The sequence below is a fragment of the Pseudomonas sp. MPB03 genome (assembly GCF_046605385.1).
Lineage (GTDB): Bacteria > Pseudomonadota > Gammaproteobacteria > Pseudomonadales > Pseudomonadaceae > Aquipseudomonas > Aquipseudomonas zanjanensis.
Map to the genome: position 1 here is coordinate 1,926,759 of NZ_CP176770.1, position 26,083 is coordinate 1,952,841.

The following is a 26,083-nucleotide window of genomic DNA, read 5'->3' on the forward strand; positions in this document are numbered from 1 at the left end:
AGTGGTTGTGTTGGCAGCTATACCGCCGCGGAGCCCACCCGTCCCTTGCGCAGCGCATCGATCACCGCGTCCTTCGGCCCGTCCGCCACGATCCGGCCGTTATCCAGCACCACCAAGCGGTCCACCAGGCTCAGCATCGAGGTGCGGTGGGTGACCAGCAGCACGGTCTTGCCTTGTACGTGGGTGTGAAGCTTCTGCCGCAAGACGTCTTCGCTGCTGTTGTCCATGGCGCTGGTGGGTTCGTCCAGCAGCAGGATCGGCGGGTCGAGCAACAAGGCCCGGGCCAGCAGCACAGCCTGGCGCTGGCCGCCGGACAGCAGTTGTCCGCGCTCGCCCACCGGGCGGTCGAAACCTTGGGGATGCTGGCGCGCCAGTTCGGTGACACCGGTCAGTTCCGCCACTTCCAGCATGCGCGCGTCGCTGATGTAGCGCGCACCGAGGGTGAGGTTGTCCCGCAGGCTGCCGGCCAGCAGCGGCAGGTCATGGGCGACGTAGCCGATCTGTTGGCGCAGGTCGGCGACGTCCAGTTGCCGCAGGTCCAGGCCGTCGAGCAGCAACTGGCCTTCCTCCGGTGCATAGAAACCCATCACCAGGCGCGCCAGGGTGCTCTTGCCTGAGCCACTGCGGCCGATGATCCCGACCCGTTCGCCGGGCTTGAGGCTGAAACTGATATTGGCCAGTGCCGGGGCGCTCTGGCCGTTGTAGTGGAACGTCACACCGCTGACGTCCAGCGCGCCCTGCAATTGGGTGCGCTCAAGAGGCCGCTGCTTGGCGTCACGCTCCTGGGGCAAGGCCATCAGGGCATCGGTGCTGCGCATGGTGAGCTGGGCTTGCTGGTAGCGGGTGATCAACCCGGCGATCTGCCCGAGCGGGGCCAGTACGCGGCTGCCGAGCATGTAGGTCGCCACCAGCGCGCCGACGCTGAGATTGCCGGCAATGATGCTGTAGACCCCGGCGACGATGGTCGCCATGCCCGCCAGTTGTTGCAGGAACAAGGTGCCGTTGGTCGCCAGTGCCGAGAGGTTGCGCGCATGGCTGTCCAGGCGGGTGAGGGCGCCGTGGGTGCTTTCCCATTGGTGCTGGCGCTCGCTTTCGGCGCTGCAAGCCTTGAGGGTTTCCAGGCCGCCGAGGGTTTCGATCAGCAGGGCCTGGCGCTGGGCGCCGAGGGCCAGGCTTTTTTGCACGGTGTCGCGCAGGCGTGCCTGGATGATCATGGCGAAGACAATGGTGATCGGAAATGCGATCACGGGAATCACCACCAGCCAGCCGCCCAGCAGGCCGATCACCACCAGCATCAGCAGGGCGAACGGCAGGTCGATCAGGCTGGTGAGCGTCACCGCCGTGAGGAATTCCCGCAGGCCCTGGAAGTCGTGGATGCTCTGGGCGAAGCCGCCGATGGTCACCGGTTTGGCCTTCATCGCCATGCCAGTGATGCGTTCGAACAGGGTCGCGGAGAGAATCACGTCGGTTTTCTTGCCGGCGGTGTCCAGCAGATGGGCGCGCACCACCCGCAGCACCAGTTCGAAACCGGTGCCGATCAGCAGCCCCACGGCCAGCACCCATAAGGTCGACGTGGCCTGGTTCGGCACCACGCGGTCGTAGGTCTGCATCACGAACAGCGGCACCATCAGGCCCAGCAGGTTGATCAGGAAACTCGCCAGGATCGCATCGCTGTACAGCCAGCGCGACAGTTTCAGGGTGTCGCGAAACCACGCCTCGACCCGCGGCACCAGCGGGGCGCGCAAGTCTTCGAGTTCATGGCGCGGCCGGGCGAATAGCGCCTGGCCGCTGTAATCGGTGGTCAGTTCCTCGCGGCTGACCCATTGTTCACCGCCATCGGCTTCGCTGGGGAGGATCAGCGCCTTGCCATCCTCGCCCCAGCGCCGCAATACGGCGCAGCGGCCCCCCGCCAGGATCAGCATCACCGGCAGGTTCAGGGCTGAGATGTCCGCCAGCTCACGACGCAACAGTCGCGCCTGCAAGCCCGCCCGGGCCGCTGCGCGGGGCAGCAGGTCCAGGCTCAAGCGTTGGTGCGCCATAGGAAGCCCGGCGCTGAGGCTGGCGCGACTGGCCGTCGCGCCATGGAGTTTGCAGAGGATCAACAGGCCGTCCAGCAAGGGATCATCGAAGTTCAGGCGCGGATCGGCGCCGGGGGTTGCGGGTTCCATGCTGGTCACATTGATCGCTCCCACTGGATTACTTCAGTTCCGGCAACCGTGCCTGGTTCTTGACTTCGGTCTGCGCGACCGCATCGGCCGGCAGCACGATCCGTTGTTTTTGCAACAACAGGCCCATGTTCGCCAGCACCCGGTACATCGAGTATTCCTCGGTGTAGCGCACTTCGGTGTAGCGACGGTTGGCGTTGTACAACTCGTTTTCGCTGTCGAGCAGGTCGAGCAGGGTGCGCTGGCCGAGGCCGAACTGATCCTGGTAGGCGGCGCGCACACGGGCGGTGGTGTCGGCGTATTCGCGGGCGGTCGGGGTCTGCTTGCGGGCGTTGAGCATGGCGTTCCAGGCCAGGCGCGTGTCTTCGTTGAGCTGGCGCAGGGCGTTGTTGCGGATGTCCATGGCCTGGTTGATCTGGTGGGCGTTGGACGCCAGCCGCGCCTTGTCGCTGCCGCCGCGGAACAGGTTGTAGTTCATCACCACGCCCAGCCGCCAGTTGTTGTCGTGGCCTTCTTCGCCACCGATGTTGTTGTTGGCGCCCACTGCCGCCTCGGCGTCAAAGCGCGGATAGAACGGCGATTTTGCCACTTCATATTGGCTTTCGGCTGACTGGATGTCGGCCTGGGCCGATTTCAGGTACGGGTTGTTATCCACCATGCTTTGCTGGGCTTCGCGCAGGTCGGCGGGAAGCTCGCCTTTGGTCGAGGGCGGTGCTTCCAGTTCATCGGGCATGCGCCCGACCACGCTGTAGAAGTTCGCCTCGGCGTCAGCCAGGTCGACCTGGGCGGTGTCGAAGTTGTTTTCCGCCAGGGCCCGACGGGCGTTGGACTGGTCGGAGTCGGCCGTACTGCCCACCCCTCGCTCGGTGCGCAGGCCGATCTGGTCGTTGACCCGCAGGTGCGCCTGCAGGTTGTTCTTGGCCAAGGTCACCAGTTCGCGACGCTTGAGCACTTCCAGGTAGACCTCGATGGTGCGCAGTGCCAGATCCTGGGCGGTGCCCTGGGCGTAATAGGCCCGGGAATTGACCACGCCCTGGGTGCGCTGCACTTCATTGGCGGTGTTGAACCCGTCGAAGATCATCTGCCGCAGGCGCAGTTCCGATTGGGTGTAGGTCAGGATATTGGTGTGGTGGTTGCCCTGCGCCCGGGTGTTGGTGTTGTCGCTGTAGCCACGGCCATAACCGGCATTGAGATCCACCGACGGGAAAAAGCCCCCCCGGGCGACTTTGACGTCTTCATTGGCCGACAGGCGGCTGTCCACCCGTTGTGCCAATTCCGGGTGAGTCGCGATGGTGCTCTGGATCGCTTCGGTCAAGGACATGGCCTGCGCCTGAGAAGAGCAGGCCATGGCCAGCAAAACCGCGCTGCAGAGGGGGGTTAGAACGCGCATGGGGTGCATCTCCTGAGGTCTGTAGTGCTTCGTTGTCGCCAATTTATTGACGTATTTAAGATCAAAACCGTTTCAACCTTGTAACAACACAGCTAAGAACATCCTGCGCAAAACCTAAGAAGAATTTCTCATAACTCTTATTCCGAAAAAAACTTATGTGCTTGTAAAAAACCGGCACATTGTTCAAAGCGAAAGCCTTTGAATCTGCGGGTTCTGACGGATTTTAGGCGTCAATAAAAGTTCCATTCAGATTTTTAAGCGATGTGAAGAAGTGCCGAAAGGGCGATGGATGAGGCGGTTACAGGTGACGGTTTTTTGTCGTTTAGGCGAATTGCCAGCACGTTCCTCCTTCTCGAAAGCTGGCAGATTTTCCAGCTTTGCAGGCCGCCAATCTGAGGACGGATTCTTCACCCAAACAGGTGCCGACTGCGGTCGGCAACGGAGGAAATGCACATGGCAGCGCTCATCGGTATCGTCAGCAAAGTGGTCGGGCAAGTTTTCGCGGAAACGGCTGGTGGCCTGCGGCGGCCGCTGGTCGAAGGCGATCGCCTTTATGCCGGCGAACACCTGGTCACCGGTGCCGAAGGGGCCGTGGCTGTTCAATTGCAAAACGGCCAGGCGTTGACCCTGGGCCGCGAAAGCAACCTGACCCTGACCTCGCAGTTGCTTGCTCACCCTGCGCCTCATGTCGACACGCCCGACACGGTGGCACCGAGTGACGCGCAACTGACCGATGTGCAAAAGCTGCAGCAAGCCATCGCTGCCGGTGCCGACCCGACGCAGACCGGCGAAGCCACGGCTGCCGGACCCGAAGGGGGCAACCCGGGTGGCGTAGGGGGTGGACACAGTTTTGTGTTGCTGGAAGAGGTAGGCGGGGAGGTCGATCCGTTGATCGGTTTCCCGACGGCCGGGTTCAACGGGATTCCTGAGTTTCCAGACCTGCGCCTGGCCGGTGACCCGGATAACACGGGCGACGATGCGACCGTGCCACCGGTCGTCCCTGAGACCCCGGACAACCCCGTGACCCTCGACGGTGTGACTGTCGAGGGCGGCGAACTGACCACCAACGAGGCCAATCTGGCCGATGGTTCGGCCAGCAATCCGGGGGCGCTGGTGCAAAATGGCACGTTCACGGTGTCCGCGCCTGACGGGCTGGACAGCCTGAACATCGGCGGCATCAACGTGATCAGCGGCGGTGTGCCCGCAGGCTTCCCCCAAACCATCACGTCGGCGCTGGGCAACACGTTGACCATCACCGGTTATAACCCGGCTACGGGAGTGGTCAGCTACACCTACACACTGACGGACAATGAAACCCATCCTGCCGGCGGCGGTGCCAACAACATTACCGAGCAGTTCCCAGTGGTGGCGGTCGACACCGACGGCGACACGGCCACTGGCACCCTGGACGTCAACATCACCGATGACGTGCCCCAGGCGATCGACGACAGCCACGCCAACACGGCGTCGGAAACCCTGGTCAGCCTCACCGGCAACGTATTGCCCAACGACCTTCAGGGTGCCGACCGGATCCCCACCGGCCCCGACAGCGGACCGATCATTGGCGGGACGTTCACCGGCACCTACGGCACCCTGGTGCTCAACCCCAACGGCACGTACACCTACACCCTGAACACCAGCGACCCGCAGTTCGTCGCGTTGCAGGGCGGGGGCAGCGGCACCGAGACATTCACCTACACCCTGACCGACGCCGACGGCGACACCAGTACCGCGAACCTGGTACTGCAAGTGCACAACAACGACGACCCGGTGACCATCACCGGCCTCGACACCGAAGGCGGCGAGCTGTCGTTGCAGGAGAAAAATCTCAGCGACGGCAGCAGCCCGGATGCATCGGCCCTGACCCAAAGCGGCACCTTCACCGTGACGGCGTTGGACGGTGTGCAGACCCTGAGCGTGGGCGGGATCAATGTGGTGACGGGCGGCGTAGCGGCCGGTTTCCCACAGTCGATCACGACTGCGCTGGGCAACACCCTGACCATCACCGGTTTCAACGCGGCTACCGGTGTAGTGAGTTACAGCTACACCCTTCTGGACAATGAAGCCCATCCAAACGCCAACGGTGCCAACAACGTTAGCGAGCAGTTCGCGGTTGTGGCCACCGATGACAACGGCACCACCGCCAACGGCAACCTCGATGTGAACATCGTCGATGACCTGCCCAAAGCCGTGGACGACAGCAACGGTACCGCCTCGGAAACCAACCTGACCCTGACCGGCAGCGTGCTGACCAACGACACTCAGGGCGCGGACCCTGTGGCGTCCGGCCCAATCACTCCCGGCACGTTCACCGGTACCTACGGCACCCTGGTGCTCAACGCCGACGGTTCCTACACCTACACCCTCAACACCGCCGACGCCGACTTCAAGGGTTTGCACGGCGGCGGCAATGGCAGCGAAACCTTCACCTACACCCTGACCGACGCCGACGGCGACACCAGTACCGCGAACCTGGTCTTGCAGGTCCACAACAATGACGACCCGGTGATCATCACCGGCCTCGACACCGAAGGCGGCGAGCTGTCGTTGCAGGAGAAAAACCTCAGCGACGGCAGCAGCCCGGATGCATCGGCCCTGACCCAAAGCGGCACGTTCACCGTGACGGCGTTGGACGGTGTGCAGACACTGAGCGTGGGCGGGATCAACGTCGTCACCAACGGTGTAGCGGCTGGTTTCCCACAGTCGATTACCACCGCGCTGGGCAACACCCTGACCATCACCGGTTTCAACGCGGCTACCGGTGTAGTGAGTTACAGCTACACCCTTCTGGACAATGAAGCCCATCCAAACGCCAACGGCGCCAACAACGTTAGCGAGCAGTTCGCGGTTGTGGCCACCGATGACAACGGCACCACCGCCAACGGCAACCTCGATGTGAACATCGTCGATGACCTGCCCAAAGCCGTGGACGACAGCAACGGTACCGCCTCGGAAACCAACCTGACCCTGACCGGCAGCGTGCTGACCAACGACACTCAGGGCGCGGACCCTGTGGCGTCCGGCCCAATCACTCCCGGCACGTTCACCGGTACCTACGGCACCCTGGTGCTCAACGCCGACGGTTCCTACACCTACACCCTCAACACCGCCGACGCCGACTTCAAGGGGTTGCACGGCGGCGGCAATGGCAGCGAAACCTTCACCTACACCCTGACCGATGCGGATGGCGACACCAGTACCGCGAACCTGGTCTTGCAAGTGCACAACAACGACGACCCGGTGACCATCACCGGCCTCGACACCGAAGGCGGCGAGCTGTCGTTGCAGGAGAAAAATCTCAGCGACGGCAGCAGCCCGGATGCATCGGCCCTGACCCAAAGCGGCACCTTCACCGTGACGGCGTTGGACGGTGTGCAGACCCTGAGCGTGGGCGGGATCAATGTGGTGACGGGCGGCGTAGCGGCCGGTTTCCCACAGTCGATCACGACTGCGCTGGGCAACACCCTGACCATCACCGGTTTCAACGCGGCTACCGGTGTAGTGAGTTACAGCTACACCCTTCTGGACAATGAAGCCCATCCAAACGCCAACGGTGCCAACAACGTTAGCGAGCAGTTCGCGGTTGTGGCCACCGATGACAACGGCACCACCGCCAACGGCAACCTCGATGTGAACATCGTCGATGACCTGCCCAAAGCCGTGGACGACAGCAACGGTACCGCCTCGGAAACCAACCTGACCCTGACCGGCAGCGTGCTGACCAACGACACTCAGGGCGCGGACCCTGTGGCGTCCGGCCCAATCACTCCCGGCACGTTCACCGGTACCTACGGCACCCTGGTGCTCAACGCCGACGGTTCCTACACCTACACCCTCAACACCGCCGACGCCGACTTCAAGGGGTTGCACGGCGGCGGCAATGGCAGCGAAACCTTCACCTACACCCTGACCGATGCGGATGGCGACACCAGTACCGCGAACCTGGTCTTGCAAGTGCACAACAACGACGACCCGGTGACCATCACCGGCCTCGACACCGAAGGCGGCGAGCTGTCGTTGCAGGAGAAAAATCTCAGCGACGGCAGCAGCCCGGATGCATCGGCCCTGACCCAAAGCGGCACCTTCACCGTGACGGCGTTGGACGGTGTGCAGACCCTGAGCGTGGGCGGGATCAATGTGGTGACGGGCGGCGTAGCGGCCGGTTTCCCACAGTCGATCACGACTGCGCTGGGCAATACCCTGACCATCACCGGTTTCAACGCGGCTACCGGTGTAGTGAGTTACAGCTACACGCTTCTGGACAATGAAGCCCATCCAAACGCCAACGGTGCCAACAGCGTTAGCGAGCAATTCGCGGTCGTCGTCACCGATGACAACGGCACCACGGCCAACGGCAACCTGGACGTAAACATCGTTGACGACCTGCCGACCGCTCATGCTGATTCCGCCTCGGTGGATGAGGGCGGGACGGTCAGTGGCAATGTCCTGAATAATGACGAAGGTGGTGCCGACGGGCCGGCTGCCAGTGGTGCCGTGATCGGCGTGCGCGCCGGCAACGATACCTCGACCCCGGCCATCGGCGGCTTGAACACCCAGATCAACGGCAGCTACGGCTACCTGACCCTGGACGCCAACGGTAACGCCGTCTACCACAGCAATCCGAACACCGTCAGCGCCCCGGGCGCGACCGATGTCTTCACCTACACCGTGCGCGACGCCGATGGCGATGAAAGCACCACCACCATCACCATCGATGTCCACGAAAGCTGCCTCGTCGCCATACCGGATCAAGAAATCAGCGTCTACGAAAAAGCCCTCGACCTGAACCAGGACGGCCAAGACCTGGCCCCCGGCACCGTCACCGGCAGCGCTCCGAGCGCCACCAGCGAGACCGCTAGCGGCAGCCTTGTCGGTTCGGTCAGCGGCGCCGTGGGTGCAGTGACCTTCGCCCTGGTGGGCAACGCCACCGGTGCCTACGGTCAATTGTCGCTACAGCCCGACGGCTCCTACACCTACACCCTGACGGCGCCGGCCACGACCACGCCCCACGCCAACGATGGCCCGAACGTATTGAGCGAAAGCTTCACCTATCAGGCCACGGACTCGTTGGGCAACACGGTCACCAGCACCATCGTCATCGACATTGTCGACGATGTGCCCAAGGCTCATGCCGATGTTGCCTCGGTGCTGGAGGGCGGCACGGTCAACGGCAATGTGCTGGACAACGACGTGCTAGGCGCGGACGGTGGCGTGGTGGTCGGTGTGCGCGCCGGCAACGACACCTCGAACCCGGCCGTCGGCGGCCTCAACACCCAAATCAACGGCACCTACGGCTACCTGACCCTGGACGCCAACGGCAACGCTGTCTACCACAGCAATCCGAACACCGTCAGCGCCCCGGGCGCGACCGATGTCTTCACCTACACCGTGCGCGACGCCGATGGCGATGAAAGCACCACCACCATCACCATCGATGTCCACGAAAGCTGCCTCGTCGCCATACCGGATCAAGAAATCAGCGTCTACGAAAAAGCCCTCGACCTGAACCAGGACGGCCAAGACCTGGCCCCCGGCACCGTCACCGGCAGCGCTCCGAGCGCCACCAGCGAGACCGCTAGCGGCAGCCTTGTCGGTTCGGTCAGCGGCGCCGTGGGTGCAGTGACCTTCGCCCTGGTGGGCAACGCCACCGGTGCCTACGGTCAATTGTCGCTACAGCCCGACGGCTCCTACACCTACACCCTGACGGCGCCGGCCACGACCACGCCCCACGCCAACGATGGCCCGAACGTATTGAGCGAAAGCTTCACCTATCAGGCCACGGACTCGTTGGGCAACACGGTCACCAGCACCATCGTCATCGACATTGTCGACGACGTACCCAAGGCTCACTGCGACGCTGCCTCGGTGGTGGAGGGTGGGACGGTCAATGGCAACGTGCTAGACAACGACATACTGGGTGCCGACGGCGGCGCAGTCATCGGCGTGCGCGCCGGCAACGACACCTCGAATCCAGCCATCGGCGGCCTCAACACCCAGATCAATGGCACCTACGGCTACCTGACCCTGGACGCCAACGGCAACGCCGTCTACCACAGCAATCCCGACGCGGTTGGTGCAGCGGGCGCGACGGATGTCTTCACCTACACCGTGCGCGATGCCGATGGCGATGAAAGCACCACGACCATCACCATTGATGTACACAACAGCTGCCTCGTCGCCGAAACCGACCACGACATTACCGTCTACGAGAAAGCCCTCGATCTGAATCAGGATGGCCAGGACCTGGCCCCCGGCACCGTCACCGGCAGCGAGCCGAGCGCCACCGGTGAAACCGCCAGCGGCAGCTTGGTCGGTTCGATCAGCGGAGCCACCGGCGCCGTCACCTTCAACCTGGTGGGCAACGCCACCGGTGCCTATGGCCAGTTGCAGCTTCACCCCGACGGTTCCTACACCTACACCCTGACGGCGCCAGCCACGACCACGCCCCACGCCAACGATGGTCCGAATGCCCTGAGTGAAAGCTTCACCTACCAGGCCACGGACTCCCTGGGCAACAGCACCACCGGCAGCCTGGTGGTCAGCATTGTCGATGACGTGCCCAAGGCTGTCGCGTCCGAGCGTTCGGTCACGGCGACCGAGATCGATTCCAACCTGCTGATCGTGCTCGACGTCTCCGGCAGCATGAAAGACCCCTCCGGCGTGTCGGGGCTCTCGCGGATGGACCTGGCCAAGCAGGCGGTCAGCGCCTTGCTCGACAAATACGACGACATGGGCGATGTAAAAGTCCAGCTCGTGACCTTCAGCGGCAGCGCCACCGACCAGAGCGCCGTGTGGGTAGACGTGGCAACGGCCAAGACGCTGATCGCCGCGCTGACGGCGCACGGTGACACCAATTACGATGCGGCCGTGGCCATGGCCCAGACGGCGTTCGCAACTTCCGGCCAACTGACCGGCGCACAGAACGTTGGCTATTTCTTCTCCGACGGCAAGCCGACCTTGGGCGCAATCGGCTCGACGGACGAAGCCGCCTGGAAAGCCTTCCTCGACGCCAACGGCATCAAGAACTACGCCATCGGCCTGGGCAGTGGCGTCAGCAACGCCCACCTCGACCCGCTGGCCTACGACGGCAGCACCCACACCAACACCAACGCGGTGGTGGTCACTGACCTGAACCAGCTCAACTCGGTGCTCGCCGACACCGTGCAAGGCGCACCGGTCACCGGCAACCTGCTGGCCGAGGGCGGCTCGTTCGGCGCCGATGGCGGGTTTGTCAAAAGCCTGGTGGTCGATGGCACCACGTACAACTACGACCCGGCGGCCAACGGTGGTCACGGTGCATTGACCGCTAGCGGCGGGCTCAACCACGGCTCCTTCAATACCGCCACCAACACACTGAGCATCGCCACCGACCACGACGGCACCCTGGTGGTCAACCTGGATACCGGTGCGTTCAGCTATACCTCCCAGACCGTCACCCATACCTTGATCACCGAGAATATCGGCTACACCGTCAGCGATAACGACGGTGACCTGGCAAGCTCCAACCTAGTGATCAAAGTCGTTCCGAACAGCCCGCCGATCGCTGTCGATGACAACGTCATCACCAACGTGCTGTCGGGCAACATCGTGATCCCGGGTGAATTGCTGCTGGGTAACGACAGCGACGCCAACGGCGATCCGCTCACGGCTTCGCCCACCAGTTTCAATACCGGTTGGCTCGCCAAGGGCGCGGACTTTACCGGCAGCATCGGCACGGCGAGCTTTACCGGCAACAACGTGCAGTCGATCAACCTCAACCGCAGTGCTTTCGTTGCCAATACCGCGAGCATGACGGCGATGCTGGTGGTCAGCGGTGCCCTGGGAATGGTCTCCAACAACAACGCCAACGACGAAGACCGGCTCAACATCAGCCTCAAGCAGGGCGAAACCCTCACCCTGGACCACAACCTGTCGGCCGGTCGCATTGCGATGGAGTATTCGCTCAACGGCGGACCGTTCATCGCAATCAACGACGGCGCATCTTTCACCGCGGCAGCGGATGGCAACTATCAGATCCACGTCACCAACATCGCCAATCCCGGCGGCGGCAACGCCAACGCTGCGGAAAACTACCAACTGACTCTGACTGTCGATTATGCCGGGGCGCAGGACAAGACCGCGGATTTCCACGGCAGCTACACGGCCAGCGACAACCACGGCGGCAGTGACAGCGCCTCGGTCGGCATCAGCTATCAGGCGGGCCACACCCTGACGGGCACCAGTGGCGACGATGTGCTGTTGGCCGGCAATGGCGACGATGTCCTCAATGCGGGGGGCGGCAATGACACCCTCAGTGCCGGTTCGGGCAACAACACCTTGCAGGGGGGGGCGGGCGATGACGTGCTTTACAGTGGCGCGGGCAATGACCTGCTCGATGGCGGCAGCGGTCATGACACCGCCAGCTACGCCCACGCCACCTCGGCGGTCACGGTGAACCTGGGCCTGCTCGCGGCACAGAACACCTTGGGCGCCGGCACCGATACGTTGGCAGGCATCGAAAACCTGGTGGGCTCGAACTTCAACGACACCCTCACCGGCGACGGTGCCAGCAATCGCATCGACGGCGGGTTGGGCCATGATGTGCTCAATGGCGCAGGCGGCGATGACCTACTGATCGGCGGCCAGGGCAACAACACCCTGACCGGCGGCAGTGGCGCCGACACCTTCCAATGGCAGGCGGGCAACAGCGGCCACGACGTGATCACCGACTTCGCGCCCGGCGTCGACAAGCTCGACCTGTCCCAGCTGCTGCAAGGGGAGAACGGCAGCGCGGCGTCACTGGATGACTACCTGCATTTCTCCGTCAGCGGCAGCGGTGCATCGGTCACCACTAGCATCGACATCAGCGCCCTTGCCGGCGCCACGGCGAACCAGACCATCGACCTGGCCGGCGTCAACCTGGCCAGTCACTACGGCGTCACGCCGGGCGCGGGGGGAATCATCGGCGGTGCGGACACGGCGACCATCATCAATGGGATGTTGAATGATCACTCGTTGAAGGTGGATACGGTGTGAGGTGAGCTGAGCTGAAATGACAAAACCCGCCATGTCCGGTTTGGATGTGGCGGGTTTTGTTTATTTCAGTGAAGACAAATGGGGGACCCACAGCTACCTGAAGACGCACAGGCCCCTGTGGCGAGGGAGCTTGCTGCCGCTCGGCTGCGCAGCAGTCGCAAAAGGCCTGGCGCGCAATGCCTGGGAGATTGAATAATCCTGAGAGGGGCGGCTTCGCCACCCAGCGGGAGCAAGCTCCCTCGCCACGTTAGATATTCAGGGCTTGCGCAGCGTTTTTTGCCTGAGAATATAAACCGTCACCAGCACCGCACTGGTGAGCATGAACCCCCGCGCCCATGGCAATGGCACCAGGTAGCAGGACAACAGGATGCTGGCCCACATCAGCCCGATGGCATAGACCTTGCCCTTGAGCGGGATGCCGTTGCCGCTGAGGTAGTCGCGGATCCACGGGCCCAGGTGGGGATGCCCTACCAGCCATTGGTAGAAGCGCGGTGAACTGCGAGCGAAGCAGGCCGCGGCCAGCAGCAGGAAGGGAGTAGTGGGCAGGATGGGAATAAAGATGCCGATGACCCCCAGCACCACGCTCAACCAGCCGATGGCCAGTAGAGCGTAACGCAGGATCAGCGGGCGGTTGCCGACGGGCGAGGGCACCCGGTCACTCAGTGGTGGCGAGGCTTGAGGATCGCCGGTTTCTCGTCCGGGGCGTTGCACAGCAGGTACAAGGCGGTGAGGGCTTCGGGGATCTGGACGATCATGTCGTCCATCAGGTTCGCGTCGGCGGCGATGTCGGAAAACTCCGGTTGCTCGTCGAACAGGCCGGAACCGACCATGATCGGCAACAGCATTTCGCTGACTTCCTCTTCGGCGGTTTCGAACCAGGCGGCTTCGCGCAGGAACACGCCTTCCATGAAGCCGATGCACCAGCCGCGCAGCTCCGAATCGTCCGGGTCATCGCCCAGGTCCAGCTCGCACGGCAGCTCGAATTCTTCATCGGAAGCCAGTTGGCGGGCGATGTGGGCCTTGAGGCCAATCAGCGTGGCTTCGATTTCGGCGCGCTGGGCTTCGTCGCTGTAGTGCGGCTCTTCGGCGAACAAGGCGTCGATCCACTCACGCTCCGGCACTGTTTCTGCGCAGATGGACAGGGCGGTCAAGTAGCCATGAGCGGCCACGTAGTCCAGCGCTTCGTCGTGCAGCTCATCGGCGTCGAGGAAGACTTGCAGGCGGGTCAGTTGCTCAGCGAAGGACATTACGGGCTACCTTGGGGAATAAACAATGCGGGAATTCTAGGCCTTCTTGAGCGCCCAGGCCAGCCGCGTGGTGGATTTGCCTTCTCATTGGGGGCTGGGTTGCCCCAATGTCCAGGCGCATACCCCCTGTGGCGAGGGAGCTTGCTCCGCTGGGTGGCGAAGCCGCCCCATAAAACAGGGCCGCTGCGCGCCCCAGCGGGAGCAAGCTCCCTCGCCACAGGTTTGGGTGTTGTCCAACACTCGCCGCTAGCACCTCTTGTCAGCAGCCCCCTTTGCAACGAAGGCCTCGGGTATACTGCCGCGTTTTGCGATGCCCTGCGGCGTCCCGCCGGTTCGAAACGCGCACTTACGATTTGCCGGTGCAGCGTTTGTGATTCTGAACCAGCCTTGCAGGGATGTTTCGGTGATTTTTGGAGTTTCTATGCTCGAACAGGCTCAACGCGTCCTCAAGGACATCTTCGGCTACGACAGTTTCCGTGGCCGCCAGGGTGCCATTATTGAGCGCGTGGCCAACGGTGGCGATGCCTTGGTGCTCATGCCCACCGGCGGCGGCAAATCCTTGTGCTTCCAGGTACCGGCGCTGCTGCGCAACGGCCTGGCGGTGGTGGTTTCGCCGCTGATCGCGCTGATGGACGACCAGGTCGCGACCCTCGAGGAACTGGGTGTCGCCGCCGCGTCGCTGAACTCGACCCTCAGCGCCGAGCAACAGCGAGACCTGGCGACGCGGATCAAGCGCGGCGAAGTGAAGATGTTGTACCTGGCCCCGGAACGCCTGGTGCAGCCACGCATGCTGGCGTTCCTGCAGAGCCTGGAAATCGCCCTGTTCGCCATCGATGAAGCCCACTGCGTGTCCCAGTGGGGTCATGACTTCCGGCGTGAATACCTGCAGTTGGGGCAACTGGCGGAACTGTTCCCCGACGTGCCGCGCATCGCCCTGACCGCCACCGCCGACAAGCGCACCCGCGAGGAAATCGTCGAGCGCCTGCATTTGCAGGATGCCGAGCGGTTCCTGTCGAGTTTCGACCGTCCGAATATTTTCTACCGCATCGTGCCCAAGGAGCAGCCGCGCAAGCAGTTGCTGGCGTTCCTCGCCGAGCGCCGCAGCGATGCCGGCATTGTCTATTGCCTGTCGCGCAAGAAGGTCGACGAAGTGGCGGCGTTCCTGTGTGAACAAGGGTTCCCGGCGTTGCCGTATCACGCCGGCCTGCCCAACGACCTGCGGGCCTACCACCAGAAGCGCTTCCTCAACGAGGAGGGCCTGATCATGGTGGCCACCGTGGCGTTCGGCATGGGCATCGACAAGCCCAACGTGCGTTTTGTCGCGCACCTGGACCTGCCCAAGTCCCTCGAGGCGTATTACCAGGAAACCGGGCGCGCCGGCCGTGACGGCTTGCCAGCCGATGCCTGGATGGCCTACGGCCTGCAAGACGTGGTGATGCTCAAGCAGATGCTGCAGAACTCCGAGGGCGATGAGCGGCACAAGCGCCTGGAGCAGCACAAGCTCGACGCCATGCTCTCGCTGTGCGAGGAAACCCGCTGCCGTCGCCAGACGTTGCTGGCCTATTTCGACGAAGACATGCCCCAGCCGTGCGGGCACTGCGACAACTGTGTCGATGGCGTGGAAACCTGGGACGCCACCGAACCGGCCCGCCAGGCCTTGTCGGCGATTTTCCGCACCGGCCAGCGTTATGGCGTCGGGCACCTGGTGGACGTGTTGCTGGGCAAGGACAACGAGAAGGTCCGCAACTTCGGCCACCAGCACCTGACGGTGTTCGGCGTGGGCAAGGCCCGTACCGAGGGCGAGTGGCGTTCATTGTTCCGGCAACTGGTGGCCCGTGGCCTGGCGGACATCGACCTGGAAGGCTACGGCGGCTTGCGTTTGTCCGAAACCTGCCGGCCCTTGCTCAAGGGCGAGGTCACCCTCGAACTGCGCCGCGACCTCAAGCCGGCAACGGCAGTCAAGAGCAGCAAGAGCCAGGCCAGCCAATTGGTCCGTGGCGAAGAGCGCGAGCAATGGGAAGCCTTGCGCGCCTTGCGGCGCAAGCTGGCCGAGGAACACGGCGTACCGCCGTACGTCATCTTCCCCGACTCCACGCTGCTGGAAATGCTCCGCAGCCAGCCCACTTCCCTGGCGGAAATGGCCCGGGTCAGCGGTGTGGGGGCGCGCAAGCTGGAGCGTTATGGCGAGGCCTTCCTCCAGGTGCTGGGCGGTGAAGCCGAAGCGCCGAAAGCGGTGGCCGATGTGCGCCACGAGCTCATCACCCTGGCTCGGGCCGGCATGACCCCGGTGCAGATCGCCGGGCAATTGCAATGTTCGGAAAAAAACGTCTACACGATGCTGGCCGAGGCGATTGGCAAACAGCAGTTATCCCTGGAGCAGGCCCTGGATCTGCCCGAGGAGCTGATGGGCGAAGTACAGGACGCTTTCCTGGATGGCGAAGGCGAGTTGCCGCCAGTGTCCGAAGTCGCCGCGTTGTTTGTCGGACGGGTGCCTGAAGGTGTGCTGTACTGCGTCAGGGCTGCATTGCAGTCGGAATTTGAAGTCTGATCAGTGAGTTGCGCTCCTTTAACGATTCAGTACAAGGCCAGCCTTGCTTGAATCCAAAGCTCATGCTTAGCTGACTAATAATTAGTTTTTCTCTATTTCAGATCTGATGAGTTTTTTATGCCGTTAACCGATCAACACCGTTTTGGCATGCAGTTGGCGCAGATGTCCCGAGGCTGGCGTGCCGAACTGGACCGTCGCCTGGCCGGGTTGGGCCTGTCCCAGGCGCGCTGGCTGGTGCTGCTGCACTTGGCCCGTTTCGAACAGGCGCCGACCCAGCGCGAATTGGCCCAGAGCGTCGCGGTCGAAGGCCCGACCCTGGCCCGCTTGCTCGACAGCCTGGAAACCCAGGGGCTGGTGCAGCGCCAGGCCGTGGCAGAAGACCGCCGGGCCAAGAAAATCGTGCTCTGCGCACCGGCCCTGCCCTTGATCGAACAGATCGAAACCATTGCCACGCAATTGCGCCGGGAACTGTTCGAAGGTGTCGACGAGGCCGACATGCGCGTCTGCATGCGGGTCCATGGCACGATCCTGGCCAATCTGGAAAAATCCTGAGGTATATCCCTGGCGTCAGACTTTTGAGATTCGCCGGTTAGCGAACTATAACCAGTAGTAAGCGTTCCTAATGAGGGCGTTTATGCCGAGGTTGGTTCTGGTAATCGAAAGGGATGCCCATGCTTGAAAGTTTGCAGTCCACGTTGCGCAGTTGGGTCAACGTGTCGATCGTCGTGGGTGCCCTTGGGTTTCCGGCCTTGGCGTCAGCGCTGGGGCTTGGCGAGATCACGCTCCATTCCGCCCTGAACCAGCCGTTGCGTGCCGATATCGCCCTGGTCGACGTGGCCGGGATCAGTGAAGGTGATCTGTCGGCCAGCCTGGCGAGCCCGGACGATTTCAGTCGTGCGGGCGTGGAACGGGTGTTTTTTCTCAATAATCTGCGTTTTACGCCGTTTTTGCGCGGGGAGCGCAGCTTCATTCGAGTGACCTCCAGCAAACCGGTGGAGGAACCTTTCCTTAATTTCCTGGTGCAGCTTAATCAGCCCAATGGGCGCCTGCTGCGCGAATACACCGTGCTGCTCGACCCTCCGGGCTCACCGGGTATCGTGCCGGAACGTGACGAACCTTCCACGGCTGCGCAGCCTGCGCCGAGCCAGGCCACCCCGGCCATCAAGCCGCCCCCGGCAGTACAGGGCAAGCGCTATACGGTCGTGCAGGGAGACAACCCCTGGATCATTGCCCAGCGCCTGCATGACGCCGGCAGTAACGCGTCGGTCAATGAACTGGTGCAAGGGATCCAGGCCTTGAATCCCGGCAGCGACCGGCTCTCCATCGGTCAACGCCTGTTGTTGCCCGATTCGGCCGTGCTGCCGACATCGGCTGCAACCACCGCTGGCCAGGCTTCTGCCGCGTCCGATGAGCAGTTGGCCGCCAGCGTGCTGCAAAACCAGCAGCAACAAAAGACCATCGAGGAACTGCAAGCGCGGCTCCAGGCCCAGGATGCGGAACTCGCCGGGCAGCGCCAGCAGATCAGCGAATTGCAGGCCCGGCTGGCCGAGACGGCTCCAGCCCCCGTTGCGTCGGCGCAACCGCAACCGGCGGAGCCTGCGTCGGAGCCGGCCCCGGACGTATCCCCCGTTACCGAACCGGTTGCAGAGCCAGAGGGCATCAATTGGACATGGGTGGTCGGGTTGGTAGCCCTGTTGGGGATGTTGGCGCTGTTACTGTTCATTCGACGGCGCCAGCAGCAGGCCGAGCTGGAGCCAATGGCAGAGCGCCCGGAGCCGATGCTGGAGGCGGGCGACGAAAACTTCGACTCAATCCCCGACACGGAGCCCCCCGAGGCGGCGACAACGTTCAATAACGGCGATGCGCCCCTGGGTGATGTGCTGGAGGGCGTCGGGATCTACCTGACCTACGGCCGTTTCACCGAGGCTGCGGGGCTGTTGCGCGCGGCGTTGCTGGCGGAGCCTGAACGCACCGACCTGGGCCTGAAACTGCTGGAGGTCCTGGGCAGGCAGGGCGATGTCATCGGTTTCCAGGCCCAGGAAAATCATTTGCTGGGACAGGGGGTCGATGCCGGGACGCTGGAGGACATTCGTGGGCGTTATCCCAAGGTTGCCGCGATCACCGCACCGATAGTGGCTCCGACAGAACCCCAGGCACCGGCTCCTGAAGTTGAACCTGAGCCTGAACAGGCGCCGCGTGATGAGTTCGAGCTGGACCTGGATGCGCTGTCCATGGAAACCAGTTGGGACCTTGCCGATGATCAGGACACCTCCACCGAAAACAAACCGGTAGCCCCCCTTGCTAACGACCCGACCGAGGGGTTGTCGCTTTCAGGTTTCGACGAACCGGAGCTGCAATGGGAAGCGCCCCTGGAAACCGAGTCGCTGGACGATGCTTTCCTCGATGGTTTTGCCGATGAAGAACAGGCGCTGGAATTTGAGCTTCTGGCCCTCGAACCTGTTTCCCTGGACACCCTGTCCCTCGAACCCCAGCCCCCGGAACATTCGGCCAAGCTGGAACAGGCCCAGAACTGCATCGACGATGGCGACCTGAAGACCGCCGTGACCCTGCTTGAAGAGTTGCTCGAAGAGGGCGACGAACCCCTCAAGGAGACTGCCCGGGTGCTGCTGGCGGGCATTCGTTGAAGTTGTAAATGAATGTCGAGTCAACCGGCCTCTTCGCGTTCAAGCTCGCTCCCACAGGGATCTTGGGTGGAGAGGGATTTCACGTATATCCCGAATCCAGTGTGGGAGCGAGCTTGCTCGCGAAGGCGACTGCACAGCCAACATCACCGGCACAGACCCACCGCTATCGCGAGCAGGCTCGCTCCCACAGGGCTCTTGGGTGGACAGGGATTTCGCGTATATCCCGAATCCAGTGTGGGAGCGAGCTTGCTCGCGAAGGCGGCAGCACAGCCAACCTCACCGGCACAGACCCATCGCTATCGCGAGCAAGCTCCCACAGCGATCTTGGGTAGAAACGGATTTCGCGTATATCCCGAATCCAGTGTGGGAGCGAGCCTGCTCGCGAAGGCGGCAGCACAGCCAACATCACCGGCACAGACCCACCGCTATCGCGAGCAAGCTCGCTCCCACAGGGCTCTTTGGTGGAGAGGGATTTCACGTATATCCCGAATCCAGTGTGGGAGCGAGCTTGCTCGCGATAGCGGCCTGTCAGGCGATCAATCCCACCCAGGCAAGCATCTATCCCCTCAAAACGTCTGCCCCAGGTTCAGGTAAACCGCCTGTTCATCGTCGTCGTTGAACCCATAGCTGAAATTCAGTGGCCCCAGCGGCGTATCGAAACCGAGGAAAATGCTCGCGGCATTGATGTAGCCGCTGTCGAATTCGTTGTCGTTGTTCCAGGCCCGGCCGCGCTCCAACGAGCCACCGATGTACAGCGGGAAGTCCAAGGGCAGGTAGGCCCGCGGTGTGAGGCGGCGGTAATACACGGCACGCATCAGGCTCATGTTCTGTCCGGACACTCCATCTTCGCGAAAGCCCGACAATTGCCGCGCGCCACCGAGCACAAAGCTGGACGTCACCACCTCGGCGGTGTCCAGGGTGCGGCCGTAGCGCCCGCCCAGGATGAAGGTGTCCGGGCCGCTGCTCAGGGCCTTGTCCAGTTTGAACTCCCATTGACGGTAACGTTGGTCGGAGCCCAGCCCCGGTTCGTATTGGCGCCAGCTCAGGCCGATGTCTTCCCCTTCATGGGGAAAATACACACTGTCCAGGGAGTCGAACGAATACTTGAGCTCGTAGAAACCCTCGTTGAAATTCTCGCTGGGCTGGTCGTGGTCGCCGATGCGCACATCGGCCTTGCCCCAGGCCTGGCCGACACCGAAGCGAATTTCACCGCTGTTGCCGATCTGGCGCCCCACGTTCAGCCCGAAGCCATAACGCTCGACGCGATACTGGGCCACCGGATCGTTGTCCAGGATGGACTCCACGTTGCGCGATTCGAATTGCCCGTAGGGTGCGATGAAGTAGCGCGAGCCGACATCCAATGGCTGGTAGAACTCGCTGTACAACTCCTGCTTGTCGCCGATCTGCGCCCGGGTCAGCCATTCGGCACCCAGGCGATTGATGCCGTTGACCCGATAACTGGCCCCCAGGTTGAAAGCGCTGTCGCCGCGCATGTCGTCCGACAGGCTCAGCCCCAGCCGCAGATAATCGGTGCCGGTCCGTCGGCCCCGGGCGCTGATTACCAGCGTACGGTCCTGGCCTTTGTGAACCACGCGGTATTGCACCTGCTCGAAGTAATCCAGACCGTACAGCGTACCCATGTCGGTCTGCAGGCGACCCAGGTCCAGCGGCTCGCCAATCTGCTGGCGAATGTAATAGCGGATCACGTCATCGCCGACTTTCGAGTCGTTCTCCACGCGAATGGCGGTAATGACCGGCGTGCGCTCGCTGGGAGTACGCGCAGCCATGAGTTCGGCGTCGGGTGTCTCGGGCGGGCGTAAAGGGGCCAGGCGTGCGTCGAGTATGCGGGTGGCGCGGTAGCCGGCGTCGATCATTTCCTGGGCACGGCCGAAGTCGGTAGAGCCGAAGCTCGCCAGGGCCGGCTGGATCAGTACGTCGTCTTTTTTCAGGGTCGCCAGTTGCTCTTCAGAGTTGCGCCGGGTCATCAGGGTGGTCGATTGGTTCAGCACATCGACCACCGTGACCAGTTGCTTGCGGGTGCGCAGCGGCGTGCCGATGTCGACCACAATGGCCATGTCCACGCCCATTTCCCGGGCCACATCCAACGGGATGTTATCGGCCATGCCACCGTCCACCAGCAGCCGGCCGTCCAGTTCCACCGGGGCGAACACCGCCGGGATCGACATGCTGGCGCGAATGACCTTGGGCAGGTGGCCTTTGCCGAACACCACCTTTTCGCCGGTGGCGATGTCAGTGGCGACGGCGCGAAACGGGATCGGCAGTTTGTCGAAGTCACGCGTATCGCTGGCATGGGCCAGCAGGCTTTCAAGCAGCAGGGCCAGGTTCTGGCCCTGGATCACCCCCAAGGGCAGGCCGAGGCTGCCGTCGTCACGAAAGCTCAGTTTCTGCTTCACGAGAAAATCCCGGTCATCCTGTTTGCGCCGGAACGGCACGTCCTTGCGCGGCGGCGCGTCGGACAAGGCCTGTTGCCAGTCGATGCCCAGGGCGAGTTTTTCCAGTTCGTCGATCTTGTAGCCCGAGGCGTACAACCCGCCGATCACCGCGCCCATGCTGGTGCCGGCAATGGCATCGATCTTGATGCCTTGCTCTTCCAAGGCCTTGAGCACACCGATGTGGGCCAGTCCCCGCGCCGCGCCGCCGGACAGTACCAGGCCGATTTTCGGCCGCGGTGCTTCGACAGCCTGGACGAAAGGGGGCAACAGCAGCAGAAGCAGGAGGGGCAGGAGGCGGCGCATCGTCAATCTCGGGGCGGGCGATCAAAGGCGGGTATTATAACGACGCCTTAGCACCCAGGAGTCCACCCGCCATGACCGAACACAAACCGGAAGTCGTCATTACCTATTGCACCCAGTGCCAATGGTTGCTGCGCGCCGCCTGGCTGGCCCAGGAACTGCTCAGCACCTTTGGCGATGACCTGGGCAAAGTGTCCCTGGTGCCGGGCACCGGCGGTGTGTTCCACATCAGCTGTGACGGTACGCAGATCTGGGAGCGCAAGGCCGATGGTGGTTTCCCCGAGGCCAAGGTCCTCAAGCAGCGGGTTCGCGACCGGATCGACCCGGAGCGGGACCTGGGCCACAACGATCGGGTTCAGTGAGACGCGGCTTGGGTCTCCACCCGCGGTTTCTTCGAGCCGCCTAGTTGGCTTGAGATCACGATGGCCGTGATGATCACCACGCCGCCCAGCAACATGCGCAACGTCGGGCGCTCGTCGAACAGCCACCAGGCCATGGCGATGCCGTAGACCGGCTCCATGGCGAAGACCACCGCCGCCGTGCGGGCCTTGATCACGGCCAGGCTGGCGACGAACAGGCTGTGGGCCAGGCCGGTGCAAAACACGCCGAGCAAGCCGATCCATAACCAGTCGATGGGACGAACATCGCTCAATTGCGGTGCGGCCACCGGCAGCAGGCACAACCCGACCACCACGTTCTGGCACAGGGCCGCCTGTACCGGCGGCACATGGGCGGAGCCGGCACGGTTGGTCAATGACAACAGGGAGAACAGCAGCCCCGAGGCCACGGCCCAGAGCAAGCCGGTGGTGGCACCGCTGGCCAGGTCGAAGCTCGGCGTGACCAGCACCAGGCCGACGCTAACCAACACCACCAGCCAGATTTCATTGGCGCGAATCCGCTCGCGGAAGATCAGCCCCTCGAGCAATACCGTGAAGGCCGGGAAGCTGGCGAACCCCAGCGTGGCGATCGCCACGCCGGCCACTTTCACCGCGATGAAGAAGCTCACCCAGTGCCCGGCCAGCAACAGGCCGCCCAGCAGCAATCGCCGACTATCCTGGGCCCGCAGTTTCTGCCAGCGGCTGCGGCTGGCGAACCGGGCAAACACCGCCAGGGCCAGCACGGCGAAGACGGCGCGGCCGAACACGATGACCGCCGGCGAGGCCGCGGCGAGTTTGCCAAAGACACCGGTCAGGCCAAACATGAGTGCGCCAATGTGCAGGGCGCCGAGGGCGGTACGAGGTGTCATTTCGATCCTTTCAACAGATAAGCCAAAACCGACGGACAAACATCAATCCCCTGTAGGAGCTGACTGTAGGAGCTGACGAGTGCAACGAGGCTGCGATCTTTCCCCAGACACTTGAGTCGCAAGCGAAAGATCAAATGAATCTCAAGCGAAAGATCAAAAGATCGCAGCCTCGTTGCGCTCGGCAGCTCCTACACAGCTCCTACAGGCATTTAAGCGTTTGGGAGGGGGTGGCGTCTGTCGCGATCCTAGCGATTTTTAGCGCGAACCTAGCGCTGATGCCGCAGCGTGCCCGGCGTGGCGCCGAATTCCCGCAGCACCGCCGCGGCGAAAGCACTCTGGGAGCTGTAGCCGACCTGATGGGCGATCTCGCCGATGGGCAGGTCCGACTCCCGCAACAACGCCACGGCCTGGTGCAAGCGGCGGCTACGGATGTACGCCATTGGGGTTTGCCCGCACTCGGCGATGAAACGCGCATGCAGGCGGGCGCTGGAAAGGCCGGCGACCCGCGCCAGGTCCGCCACTTGCAGCGGGTAGGCCGCGTTCTGGTCGATGTGGGCGTTGAGCGCGGCGTAGGGCAGGCGCCGGCCACCGAGGGTGTCCTGGTGAACACCATTGAGACTCGCCAAGAGCAGCACCGCGCCTTGCTGGGCGATCACCGGATCGTCCACCGGGCTGCCCGCCAGCCAACTGACCAGTTGGCTTTGCCCAGCATCCAGGGGCAAGCGAGCGCTGTCGTCGAGCAAGCGGCGGCTGGCGTCGGCGTGATCCCCCAGGCATTGCCCGACCCAGTCGTCACTGGGCACATCCAGTACCAGGCAGCGGCTGCCGTGGGGGCTGCCACAGCCATGATGGGCGCCGGCAGGTACCACCACGAAACTTTGTTGCACCACTTGGCTGCCACGACCTTCGACCTCGAAGTCCAGCGCGCCGGACAACCCGAACACCAGCTGCGCGTGGTCGTGGCTGTGGGCGATTAAGTTGTGGCTGTAGTGGCGTAGCGTGAGGATCGGTCGCATCGCGGTCTCCCGTGTCAGGCCGCCAGCATACACCGAGGGGCAACGCCCGGCTCTGTCATGCAATGGACTTGTGTTTGTCATAGGCCATTAACCGCTGGGGTGCACAGTGGCGAAAACGATCAGAGGGTTGCCCAATGACCAGCGCCGAGCTCGCCAAACCCAGCCGCAAGCAGCGTGTACGCACCCTGTGGATCTCCGATGTGCACCTGGGCACCCGGGACTGCCAGGCCGAGCACCTGTCGCAGTTTCTCAAGGGCTACCACGCCGACAAGATCTACCTGGTGGGGGACATCATCGACGGCTGGAAGCTGCGCGGTGGCATGTATTGGCCCCAGGCCCACACCAACGTCATCCGCCGCTTGCTGACCATGAGCAAGCGCGGTACCGAAGTGATCTACGTCACTGGCAACCATGACGAATTCCTGCGGCGCTATTCGAAGCTGATCCTGGGCAATATCCAGTTGGTGGACGAAGCGGTGCACGTCACCGCCGATGGCCGGCACCTGCTGGTGATCCATGGCGACCAGTTCGATGTCATCACCCGTTATCACCGTTGGCTGGCGTTCCTCGGGGACTCGGCCTACGAATTCACCCTCACGCTGAACCGTTGGCTCAACCACTGGCGGGCCCGTTATGGCTACGGTTACTGGTCGCTGTCGGCGTACCTCAAGCACAAGGTGAAGACTGCGGTCAGCTTCATCAGCGATTTCGAAGAGGCCATCGCCCACGAGTGCGTGAAGCGCGAATTGCATGGCGTGGTCTGTGGGCATATCCACCATGCCGAGATGCGGATGGTGGGGGAGGTGGAATACCTCAACTGTGGCGATTGGGTCGAATCCTGCACGGCGCTGATCGAGCATTGGGATGGAACGATCGAGTTGTATCGGTTGGCGGACGCCCAGGCGCGGGAGGCGTTGATCAAGGCTGAGTTGAAAGTGACTGAGCCTGCCTAGGCCGGCCTGCCTGTTTCGCAAGCCCACATAGTGTTTTTGTGGCGAGGGAGCTTGCTCCCGCTGGCTGCGCAGCAGCCCTGGAAAAGAGGGGCGCTTCGCGCCCAGCGGGAGCAAGCTCCCTCGCCACGGGTTTTCCTGCGTCCGTTGGATTCAGGCTTGCTCCGCCATCGCCGCCTTGTAGATCGATTGCTTCGGCGCGGCAAACAGCCTTTCCAGCATCGGCTCAAAGAAGCTCAACGGCAGTGTGTGGTACTCGGGATCGAACGCCGCTGCGTCGTATTTCGCACAGAAATCAATGGTCGCCTGGTACTGCGGATGTTCGAAAAACTGCTCGCGCAGGTGCCGGTCCATGCCCAGGTGATGGAAGAAGTAATAGCCCTGGAAAATCCCGTGCTTCTCCACCATCCACAAGTTTTCGGCGCTGACGAAGGGCTTGAGGATCGCCGCGGCGATGTCCGGGTGGTTATAGGTGCCGAGGGTGTCGCCGATGTCGTGGAGCAGGGCGCAGACCACGTATTCTTCATCGCGCCCGTCACGGTAGGCACGGGTGGCGGTTTGCAGCGAGTGGGTCAGGCGATCCACCGGGAACCCGCCGAAATCGCCGTCCAGCAGTTTTAAGTGAGTCAGGATCCGGCCCGGCAATTGCCGGGCGTAGGCGCTGAAGTCGGCCGCGATGATCGCCCAATCTTGCGCAGTGCCGTCCTGCATGTGGGTGAAGCGTGCGTGGTTGCTCATCGACACTCCTTATCAGAACGCGACCTTGCCCAGCAGCATGTCGCGGTACATGACGAAATCACCGAATAGGCTGTAGAGCGGATGCTGGAAGGTGGCGGGACGGTTCTTTTCGAAGAAGAAGTGCCCGACCCAGGCGAAGCCGTAGCCGGCCACCGGCAGGGCGAGCCACAGCCACCCGCTACTTGCGACGAGGGCCATGACGAAAATCACGATGACCAGGGAGGTGCCGATGAAATGCAATCGTCGGCAGGTGCTGTTGCTGTGTTCGCTGAGGTAATACGGGTAGAACTCAGCGAAGGTATTGAATCGTTTGGCGTTTTCCACGACGGCTGACTCTGTGGTTATTGTTTTGATATTTAAGTCTAGAGCT

16 protein-coding genes are annotated in these 26,083 nt (G+C 62.9%); 7 read left to right on the forward strand and 9 right to left on the reverse strand.

Going from position 1 to position 26,083, the window contains the following annotated elements; translation table 11 throughout:
• Window positions 1–17: 17 nt before the first annotated feature.
• Window positions 18–2,177 carry a type I secretion system permease/ATPase gene (locus tag ACLH0I_RS08540; protein ID WP_186704624.1) on the reverse strand — a complete coding sequence of 720 codons (2,160 nt, stop codon included), beginning with the start codon at window positions 2,175–2,177 and terminating at the stop codon, window positions 18–20.
• Window positions 2,178–2,196: 19 nt separating this feature from the next.
• Complete coding sequence (locus ACLH0I_RS08545) at window positions 2,197–3,555, reverse strand: TolC family outer membrane protein (RefSeq protein WP_186704625.1); 1,359 nt, start codon at window positions 3,553–3,555, stop codon at window positions 2,197–2,199.
• A gap of 453 nt (window positions 3,556–4,008) precedes the next feature.
• Between ACLH0I_RS08545 and ACLH0I_RS08550 the strand changes: the two genes are divergently transcribed.
• Together ACLH0I_RS08550 and ACLH0I_RS08555 are read left to right on the forward strand one after the other, a co-directional pair.
• Window positions 4,009–12,570, forward strand: a complete 8,562-nt coding sequence (locus ACLH0I_RS08550; protein ID WP_411386790.1) for a retention module-containing protein — start codon at window positions 4,009–4,011, stop codon at window positions 12,568–12,570.
• A gap of 16 nt (window positions 12,571–12,586) precedes the next feature.
• Complete coding sequence (locus ACLH0I_RS08555; protein ID WP_411386791.1) at window positions 12,587–12,766, forward strand: hypothetical protein; 180 nt, start codon at window positions 12,587–12,589, stop codon at window positions 12,764–12,766.
• 59 nt (window positions 12,767–12,825) lie between these two features.
• On the opposite strand, the gene ACLH0I_RS08560 is transcribed toward ACLH0I_RS08555, so the two are convergent.
• Window positions 12,826–13,221, reverse strand: coding sequence for a YbaN family protein (locus ACLH0I_RS08560; protein WP_411386792.1), 396 nt, complete (start codon window positions 13,219–13,221; stop codon window positions 12,826–12,828).
• An 8-nt stretch (window positions 13,222–13,229) separates the two neighbouring features.
• Window positions 13,230–13,817: a YecA family protein gene (locus tag ACLH0I_RS08565; protein ID WP_186704628.1), complete on the reverse strand. Its 588-nt coding sequence runs from the start codon at window positions 13,815–13,817 to the stop codon at window positions 13,230–13,232.
• Window positions 13,818–14,238: 421 nt separating this feature from the next.
• Between ACLH0I_RS08565 and recQ the strand changes: the two genes are divergently transcribed.
• The 3 genes from recQ (at window position 14,239) to ACLH0I_RS08580 (ending at window position 19,010) form a co-directional block, all read left to right on the forward strand.
• A complete protein-coding gene (gene recQ / locus ACLH0I_RS08570) occupies window positions 14,239–16,365 on the forward strand; it encodes a DNA helicase RecQ (RefSeq protein ID WP_411386793.1) in 2,127 nt (708 codons plus the stop codon).
• Window positions 16,366–16,482: 117 nt separating this feature from the next.
• Window positions 16,483–16,917, forward strand: coding sequence for a MarR family transcriptional regulator (locus tag ACLH0I_RS08575; RefSeq protein WP_003199001.1), 435 nt, complete (start codon window positions 16,483–16,485; stop codon window positions 16,915–16,917).
• A 119-nt stretch (window positions 16,918–17,036) separates the two neighbouring features.
• The gene (locus tag ACLH0I_RS08580; RefSeq protein WP_411386794.1) at window positions 17,037–19,010 is read left to right on the forward strand and encodes a FimV/HubP family polar landmark protein; all 1,974 of its coding nucleotides are present in this window, start codon (window positions 17,037–17,039) and stop codon (window positions 19,008–19,010) included.
• Window positions 19,011–19,576: 566 nt separating this feature from the next.
• Here ACLH0I_RS08580 and ACLH0I_RS08585 read toward each other — a convergent pair.
• Entirely contained in the window at window positions 19,577–21,766 is a 2,190-nt protein-coding gene (locus ACLH0I_RS08585) for a patatin-like phospholipase family protein (protein ID WP_250961978.1), read from the reverse strand.
• Between the two features lie 71 nt (window positions 21,767–21,837).
• Here ACLH0I_RS08585 and ACLH0I_RS08590 point away from each other — a divergent pair, with 71 nt between their 5' ends.
• Window positions 21,838–22,125 (forward strand): SelT/SelW/SelH family protein, encoded by a 288-nt coding sequence (locus ACLH0I_RS08590; RefSeq protein WP_003199006.1) that lies wholly within the window; start codon window positions 21,838–21,840, stop codon window positions 22,123–22,125.
• On the opposite strand, the gene ACLH0I_RS08595 is transcribed toward ACLH0I_RS08590, so the two are convergent.
• Window positions 22,119–23,009: a DMT family transporter gene (locus tag ACLH0I_RS08595; protein ID WP_411386795.1), complete on the reverse strand. Its 891-nt coding sequence runs from the start codon at window positions 23,007–23,009 to the stop codon at window positions 22,119–22,121. The two genes, ACLH0I_RS08590 and ACLH0I_RS08595, sit on opposite strands and share 7 nt — an antisense overlap.
• Before the next feature lie 266 nt (window positions 23,010–23,275).
• Entirely contained in the window at window positions 23,276–24,025 is a 750-nt protein-coding gene (locus tag ACLH0I_RS08600) for an AraC family transcriptional regulator (protein WP_411386796.1), read from the reverse strand.
• Window positions 24,026–24,159: 134 nt separating this feature from the next.
• Between ACLH0I_RS08600 and ACLH0I_RS08605 the strand changes: the two genes are divergently transcribed.
• Window positions 24,160–24,978, forward strand: a complete 819-nt coding sequence (locus ACLH0I_RS08605) for a UDP-2,3-diacylglucosamine diphosphatase (protein WP_411386797.1) — start codon at window positions 24,160–24,162, stop codon at window positions 24,976–24,978.
• Window positions 24,979–25,128: 150 nt separating this feature from the next.
• Here the strand turns inward: ACLH0I_RS08605 and ACLH0I_RS08610 are convergent, their stop codons facing one another.
• Together ACLH0I_RS08610 and ACLH0I_RS08615 are read right to left on the reverse strand one after the other, a co-directional pair.
• Window positions 25,129–25,713: an HD domain-containing protein gene (locus ACLH0I_RS08610; RefSeq protein WP_250961973.1), complete on the reverse strand. Its 585-nt coding sequence runs from the start codon at window positions 25,711–25,713 to the stop codon at window positions 25,129–25,131.
• Window positions 25,714–25,725: 12 nt separating this feature from the next.
• Window positions 25,726–26,037, reverse strand: coding sequence for an Mpo1-like protein (locus ACLH0I_RS08615; RefSeq protein ID WP_250961972.1), 312 nt, complete (start codon window positions 26,035–26,037; stop codon window positions 25,726–25,728).
• Window positions 26,038–26,083: the final 46 nt, after the last annotated feature.